5 protein-coding genes are annotated in these 7,118 nt (G+C 68.7%); 3 read left to right on the top strand and 2 right to left on the bottom strand.

Features of this window, described 5'->3' with window-relative positions; all coding sequences use genetic code 11:
• Positions 1–254 precede the first annotated feature (254 nt).
• From B9S61_RS42570 to B9S61_RS24835, 3 genes are all read left to right on the top strand, one after another.
• Positions 255–692 (top strand): transposase, encoded by a 438-nt coding sequence (locus B9S61_RS42570; protein ID WP_258039675.1) that lies wholly within the window; start codon positions 255–257, stop codon positions 690–692.
• Positions 671–1,603 (top strand): IS110 family transposase, encoded by a 933-nt coding sequence (locus B9S61_RS24840; protein ID WP_258039676.1) that lies wholly within the window; start codon positions 671–673, stop codon positions 1,601–1,603. Before B9S61_RS42570 ends, B9S61_RS24840 begins: the two co-directional genes overlap by 22 nt.
• Before the next feature lie 535 nt (positions 1,604–2,138).
• Positions 2,139–4,661 (top strand): hypothetical protein, encoded by a 2,523-nt coding sequence (locus B9S61_RS24835; RefSeq protein ID WP_103544238.1) that lies wholly within the window; start codon positions 2,139–2,141, stop codon positions 4,659–4,661.
• Between the two features lie 103 nt (positions 4,662–4,764).
• Here the strand turns inward: B9S61_RS24835 and B9S61_RS24830 are convergent, their stop codons facing one another.
• Positions 4,765–6,378, bottom strand: a complete 1,614-nt coding sequence (locus tag B9S61_RS24830; protein WP_103544237.1) for a site-specific integrase — start codon at positions 6,376–6,378, stop codon at positions 4,765–4,767.
• Positions 6,375–7,034: a helix-turn-helix domain-containing protein gene (locus B9S61_RS24825; RefSeq protein WP_103544236.1), complete on the bottom strand. Its 660-nt coding sequence runs from the start codon at positions 7,032–7,034 to the stop codon at positions 6,375–6,377. Before B9S61_RS24825 ends, B9S61_RS24830 begins: the two co-directional genes overlap by 4 nt.
• Positions 7,035–7,118 lie beyond the last annotated feature (84 nt).

Raw genomic sequence — 7,118 nt, 5'->3', positions numbered from 1 at the left:
CAGGTCAGTCCTTCTGGTCCCTGTCGGGGAACGCCTTGCCGGCGTGAAAACATGATCGCGGCGCCCGCTCGCCGACTCCGGTAGCTCGTTGGGACACCAAGCCCGCAGGTCAGTCTGGTGCAGGGGCCGCTGCGGGGCCTTGCCTTGTTGCCGTAGAGCACGCCGGTCAGATTTCGTTTCCCCCGTGGCCCCTTGGGGCGGGCGCCGCCTTGTACGGACGGCACGAACGGAACGATCGAAAGGGGCACTCGCCCGTGGCAGAGACGGTTGCCGAGGAGAGCGAGCAGGGCCCGGAGTTGGTGGAGCGGGTCGCGGCGATCGATATCGCCAAGGCGTCCGGGATGGTGTGCACCCGGGTCCCACACGAGGAAAAGCCCGGCCGGAGAGTGCAGCGGGTGTGGCACGTGGCCGCGACCAGCGGCGCCATCCTGGACCTCGCGGACCACCTGATATGCCAGGGCATCACCCGGGTCGTGATGGAGGCCACCTCGACGTACTGGAAGCCCTTCTTCTTTCTCCTGGAGTCGCGGGGGCTGGAGTGCTGGCTGGTCAACGCGCGTGACGTGAAGAACGTCCCCGGCCGCCCGAAGACCGACAAGCTCGATTCGGTGTGGCTGGCCAAGCTGGCCGAACGCGGCATGCTGAGGGCCTCGTTCGTGCCCCGAAGCCGGTGCGCGAACTGCGGGACCTGACCCGCTCCCGCGCGGTCCTCACCCACGAGCGCACCCGGCACAAACAGCGCGCGGAGAAACTCCTGGAGGACACGCAGATCAAACTGTCCTCGGTGATCTCCGACATCTTCGGGGTCTCCGGGCGGGCGATGCTCGAAGCACTGATCGCGGGCGAACGCAGTCCCAGAGCCCTGGCGGGCCTCGCACACGGCACCATCAAGGCTTCTCCCGCCGAGCTTCAAGAGGCACTGGCCGGCGGGTTCGAGGAACACCACGCGTTCATGCTGCGGATGCTGCTGGACACCGTCGACTACCTCACCCTGCAGATCGACAAGCTCACCGCCCGCATCACCACCCGTCTCGGCGAACTCTCCACGACCCCCGGCGACCAGGACGGTGACAGGGACGACGGCCGGCCCGGCCAGGGCATGCTGATGCCGCTGACCGACATCGAGCGCCTGGACGAGATCCCCGGCGTCGGGCCCGCCACGGCCCAGGTCATCCTCGCCGAGATCGGCACCGACATGAGCGTGTTCCCCACCGCCGGCCACCTGGCCTCCTGGGCACGCCTGTCCCCCCGCACCTTCCAGTCCGGCCCGAAGAACACCTCCGGGCCCGCGGGCAAAGGCAACCCCTGGCTGCGCGGAGCACTCGGCGAAGCCGCCGTCTCCGCGGCCCGCACCGACACCTTCCTCGGCGCCCGCTACCGCCGCATCGTCAAACGACGAGGCCACCTCAAGGCCCTGGTCGCCGTCGCCCGCTCCATCCTGGTCACGGTCTGGCACCTCATGAACGACCCCACCGCCCGCTACCGCGACCTCGGCCCCGACTGGCACACCAAGAACCTCGACCCGACCCGCAAAACCCGCGACCTCGTCCGCCAGCTCACCGCCCTGGGCCACGACGTCACCCTCACCCCGGCAGGCGCCTGACACACCACCGCCAGCACGACCAGCAGCCCCGGACCCACCAGAGCCCAGGGGCTACCTCGCCATACCCACCTGACCGTCGAGTTCTCCGGTCAGAACCGCATAGCCCGGCTTGCCAGTTGACGCTGCTTCGTTGTCATCGTGCTTTACCTCAAATCGACCTGCGGGCGGCCCGGTTGGTTGTTGGTTCACCTGATCTAATGAACTCCGCCGTCCTAGTTCGGCATTGCGCGGGAGCGGGTGGCAGATTCCGTTGTGCACGTCGGTGGCTCATCACCGGCGTCCGCCTCATGCCGCCGTCGGCGGAGCAGGAGCAAGCTGCGAGACGTCCAGACGCCACCGAGGCGTTGTTGGGGCTGATCGTTCTTCGGGCGTTGGCAGGTGGGCCGTACGGGGCGAGGACCGCCGCACTCCCTTCTGCAGGGTGTTGGCCCGTTCCTCGCCAGCACGAGGCTTCGGCGCTCGGGCGCGTGACACGCTCCCGAGAGACGGGAGCTTCTGTGTTCGCCCGGCACACCCCGGGTGGAAGGACAACCTCATGGTCGCGAAACGACCTGACGGCATTTTCCCACGCATCGGCACCGACGCCTGGGGCCGTAACCTCGCGGACGCCATCGAGAACACCTGCGCGGAACACGGGGTCGTACCCCCTCCCCGGCAGGCGATCACCGAGGGGCTGGCCACCGCTCTTCCGGACACCGAGATCAAGGGCCTGATCGCCAGCCGGAGCAACAAGAAGGTGCTCAAGCCCTCCGCTTACCGTCTGGTGCAGGCTGGCGAGGAGCAGGTGCTCCTGCTGATGTGTGACGTCCATGGTGCTGCGGTGGTCCCGTGGGACCTCAACGACCGCACCGTCAGCTGCTGGTCTCCGCCCGTTGCTGAGGCCAGCCAGCGCGTCAAGGACCTCATCGCCGCCGAGCTGGCGCTGCATGAAGCCAGGAAGACCGCGAAGACCGCTGAGAAGGAGCGGGAAAGCTGCCGCCGCGCGGCCGGTGACGACACATACGCCGCGCAGGCCCTGGCGGCAGCCACGCAGAAGCATAAGGACGCTGAGCGCCATGTCGGGGAACTGGAAGGCGAGCGCCAGGCTCTCCTCACCGCCCTCGGTGGCCGGCGGCCGCGTCCTGTGGTCCGGGCGGCGGAGGAGGACGGGGAGCCGAAGGCAGCGCTCACCCTCGCCGAGCAGCCGTACGACGTGGCCGTCCACATGCAGCGGTACGCCGCCGAGAATCTGGAGCGCGCTGGGAAGACACGCGGCTACGACCTGGCCGAGTCCCTCGTGGACGCAGGCCAGCTTTCCAAGGGCATGAACGTCCTGCAGCAGTGGCAGATCACCCGCCCCGACGGCACGGTGTCGAAGCTGTGGCGGCTGGCCGCCGTGACCGGGAACAACCGTGCACTGGCCCGTCTCAACATCTTCCGTGTGCGTCCGGAACACCTGGTCACGGGGATGCCCCAGTCCCTCCTGCCCATGCCGAAGGGCAAGAAGGCCGATCCCGAGCTGCTGCTGCTGAGTCAGCGGGAGATCCTGAACAGGCTCTCCGACCGGCTCAACGAGGCCGCCGCCAAGCCGGAGACGGAGGCGACCGACCCGTCGGTCCGGGCCGGGAAGATCGCCACGGTCTCCGCGGAGATCGTGATCGGCTGCACCAAGCCGGCGGCGCTGGAGCACGTCCTGCGGACGCTGAACGTCAACGACCACCTGCGCGGCATCCAGCCCTACGACGAGGATGCGCGCCTGATCGCCCTGTTCGCGACGCTCGTCGACGCCTACGCCAGGGAATCGCTCCTCGCGGACGCGCTCGCCGAGGCGTTCCCCGACGCGCGAGGCGCGGATCTCCTCGACTTGGCCGGGGTGCGCGACGCGTTGACTGCCAATGGGCCGCTCGACCCGCTGGTGCCGCTCGTGCCTGCGGGCGACGACGTCTCAGCGGCTGTGCTCCGCGACATCGCGGTTCGCGCTATCACCGCGCTCGTGTTCCCCGAGATCCCGCCCGAGGCCCCGAAGCGGACGAACGCTCGCACCGTCCGGGACACGGGGCGCTTCTGGCCGATTGTCAGGGGGACGCTGCAGGAGCCGGCGTGGAGCCAGACCAAGGCGAGGACGGCAGAGGCACGCACCCGCCTGTGGTCCGCCGCCATCGCCCAGCTGTTCCTGCACCGGGGCAACATCCTCTCCGCCCTCGGATTCTTCGGCGTCCCGGAGACCGCGAAGGGCGCCGGGCAGGACCCGCGGTCGCTCAAAGTGCTCCTCCTCGGGGCAGAGGCCGGCGACGCGACCGCCTGGGCCGCCCTCGTTCAGCGCATGGCACCAGCGCTGATCCACGCTCCGCAGCCGTTCATCACCGCTGGCCAGGGCAGCGAGGCAGGCGACGGTCGCAAGGGTGTGCGGCGCACCCCCAAGAGCGCCCTCGCCGCCCTCACCCTGGCGTACACGGCAACCAGCGCCCCGGGCGTCAGCCGGGCCCTTCTCCTCGCGTTCGCGAAGGCCGTGGTGGAGTACCCAGACGCAACACAGCCGCCCGAGGCGGAAGACGGTAAGTCTCTGATCTGTTACGGCGAGCAGCACTGGCTTGAGGGCCGGACGCCGATCACCGCGGGGATGGTGATTGCTCCTGACACCGAGGGCCGGCCCACCCACTACGTCGCAGACAAGGCATGGTTCGACGAGACCTTCCCGGTGGAACTCGGTCACCCGGCCCCTGGCGGCCCCGGAAGCACCAACACTTCCCCCACGGCCGGAACCAGCACGAATCCCACTGCCACCACCGCGCACGGCGCTCCACCTGCAGACCCGCACGACCAGCTGGCCGCGCTGCGCCGGGAGCTGCCCGCCCGTGTGGAACTCGTCGAGGGCGGCTACCAGCAGGCCGTGGATTCCGCCCACAACCTGATGACGGATTTCGAGGAGGCGCACCGCCTGCGAGTACAGCTCGGAGAGGACGCGCTCCCGCCCGAGCAGCGGATCGAGTGGATGGAGAAGCTGACGAAGGTCCGGGCCGCGGCCCAGGCCAGCGTGACGACGCTCGAACAGGTAGAAGCGCTGATCCTGCAGGTCTGACCGGCCCAGCGAATGGACCACTAGACGGTCTCGGTACCGTCGCGGCAACATGCCGGAGCCCCGGTCAGATTCGAGCTGACCGGGGCTCCTCTTCATCGCTCACTCAGGCGGAGCGCTCCTCCGTCGACACCCTCTTGGTCTTCCGGGGCGGAGTCATCCTCGGCCTGCGGCTGGGGGCCGCAGCCTCGGTGTCCTTGACCACTGTGAGGGGCTTCCGCGCCCGAGGCACGAGTTGCACGACCTTCTCGGCGGCGTCGCGGGCGAGGTCGTCCAGGACAGCCTGGTAGATGTCGCGGGTGATACGGGTGTCCGAGTGCCCGAGGGTCTCGGAGACGACCTTGATGTCGACTCCGGCCGCGAGCATGAGCGTCGCGGAGACATGGCGCAGGTCGTGGAGCCGTATCGGAGGCAGACCGGCAGCGGCGACCAGACGCTCGAAGAGGTCGGAGACCTTGCCGGGGTGGAGAAGGGAACCGTCCTCCTGGGTGAAGATGCGGCCGGTGTCCTGCCAGCCATCGCCCCACGCCTCCCGTTCCTGCTCCTGGCCGGCCTTGTGCCTGAGCAGGACCTGATGCGTCTCGTCGTCGAGGGCGATCAGACGGATGCCGCTGTCGGTTTTGGGGGCACCTTCATGGATCTCCCAGCCGTCCTGGACGAGTTGGATGGCGATGGCCAGGGACTGCGCGGCGGCCGAGTGATCCACCCAGCGGACGCCGCAAGCCTCGCCGCGTCGTGTTCCCCGGAAGGCGATGAGCCGCCACAGCGGATACAGCCGGTCCTCGGCGACGAAGTCGAGGAACTGGCCGGTCTGCTCGGGTGTCCAGACCATGACCGGGGAGGGCTTCTCGCCGGTCTCCTGCCAGTGGGCGATCCGCTCGTCGGTCCAGATGAGGGCCTTCGGCTTGGTTCCGGGCAGCAACTCGACGTGGGCGGCCGGGTTGAAGGCGGGCATCACCTGCTGGGCGATAGCGACGTTCAGCGCGGCCCGCAGGGTGTCGCGGATATGCGGCTGGGTGTTGAGGCCGGTGATGCGCCGGAACGGTGGCATGGCGTCGAGCTGCGCCTGCAGCCACTTGCGACGAGCCCGGTTCTCAGCGCCCTTCCACGGCGTCGCCTTGAGTTCGTCGCGCACCGCGCGCCGCTGGGCGTTCTGCTCCTGGATCTCGATGTTGCGCTCGTTGATCGCGTCGAACATCGTGTTGATGTGGTGCACGCGGAGCTTGTCCAGCCGCAGGTGGCCCAGGTGCGGCTTGAGATGGACGCGGATGTCGCACTCGTAGCGCGCCGCCCCGCCGCGACGCAGGCGTTTGCGTCCGGCGAGCCAGGTGTCGAGCCACTCGGCGACGGTGGTCTTGGAGTTGAGGGTCTGCCCGGTCTGGAAGCGGCGACGGGTCTCGTCGTAGTCCGGAAGCGGCTCCTTCTCCTTGAGGCAGCTCTCGATGAGGTCGCTGATCTGGGTCTTGCCCCAGGCGTCGTCCTCCTCGGGTATGGCCATGAGAGCGCGGACCTTGTCCAGCTCTTCCTGGGCCTTGGCCGAGCTTTCGAAGCCGCCGCGACGGAACCGGCGACGGCGGCCGTCCTGAGCAGGATCCAGCTCCTGGAACACACTCCAGACGCCGTGTCGCCGCGACTTGAGCTTGGGGCATGAGGCCCCGTAGTCCTTGCCGGTCGCGGGATCAGTGCACCGGCACCGCCGGGTGATGGTGCCGTTCTTCACTCGCTGTCCTCTACCTGAGTCTCTATTTCGGGCTGGTCGACGAAGGCAAGCTCGTCGGGAAGGGCCGGAGGCACGAGGGATCGCGCACGCATCCGGGCTCGGAAGGCACGCAGCTCCTGGCAGTCCTCGAAGGCGTGCTCCTCGTAACCCTCGGCGCGCTGCAGGAGCGTGGCTCTGCGAGCCCGGTCCAAGGTGGTGCTCGCCGCACGCCGTCGCTCCTTGGCCAGGGCAGTGGATACTGCCGCCGCAGCCACCAGATCACCGTGGCTGCGGAAGACGTCGAGGACATCGCGGGCGGTGCCCTCGGGGGCGGGCTGGTCCATGGGTGTCTCGCCGGTAAACCACGCGAGCGCGTCCCAGGTGGACACCTCCCGTCCCGGCAGGACCTCCACCGTGGCGGAGGAACCGAGCGGAAAGAGGAGGGTCACGGGCGGAACGCTAAGGACGTCAGCCAGCACGACGAAGTCGGCGATGGTCATGCTCGCCTTACGGCCGGACTCCAGGTTCTTCACGGACTGCTCGGTGATTTCCGTCAGTCCGCGGTCGGCACACCCCTGGGCGACCTCGCCCATGGTGAGGCCGGCGGCCTTGCGCGCCTCGCGCATCTCTTGGGCGATCCGGGCGGTGAACGCCGCTGGCCAGTGATCGGGTTTCATGGCTGCACTTTAAGGCGATGGAAAGTGCAGCGGCAACTACGTGATACATCTGGGCCCGACATTGCGGCACCTGAAGGCATCAGG

This window comes from Streptomyces sp. SM1 (assembly GCF_002910825.1).
Taxonomy (GTDB): Bacteria; Actinomycetota; Actinomycetes; order Streptomycetales; family Streptomycetaceae; genus Streptomyces; species Streptomyces okerensis.
This window is presented reverse-complemented; position numbering and strand designations above follow the sequence as displayed.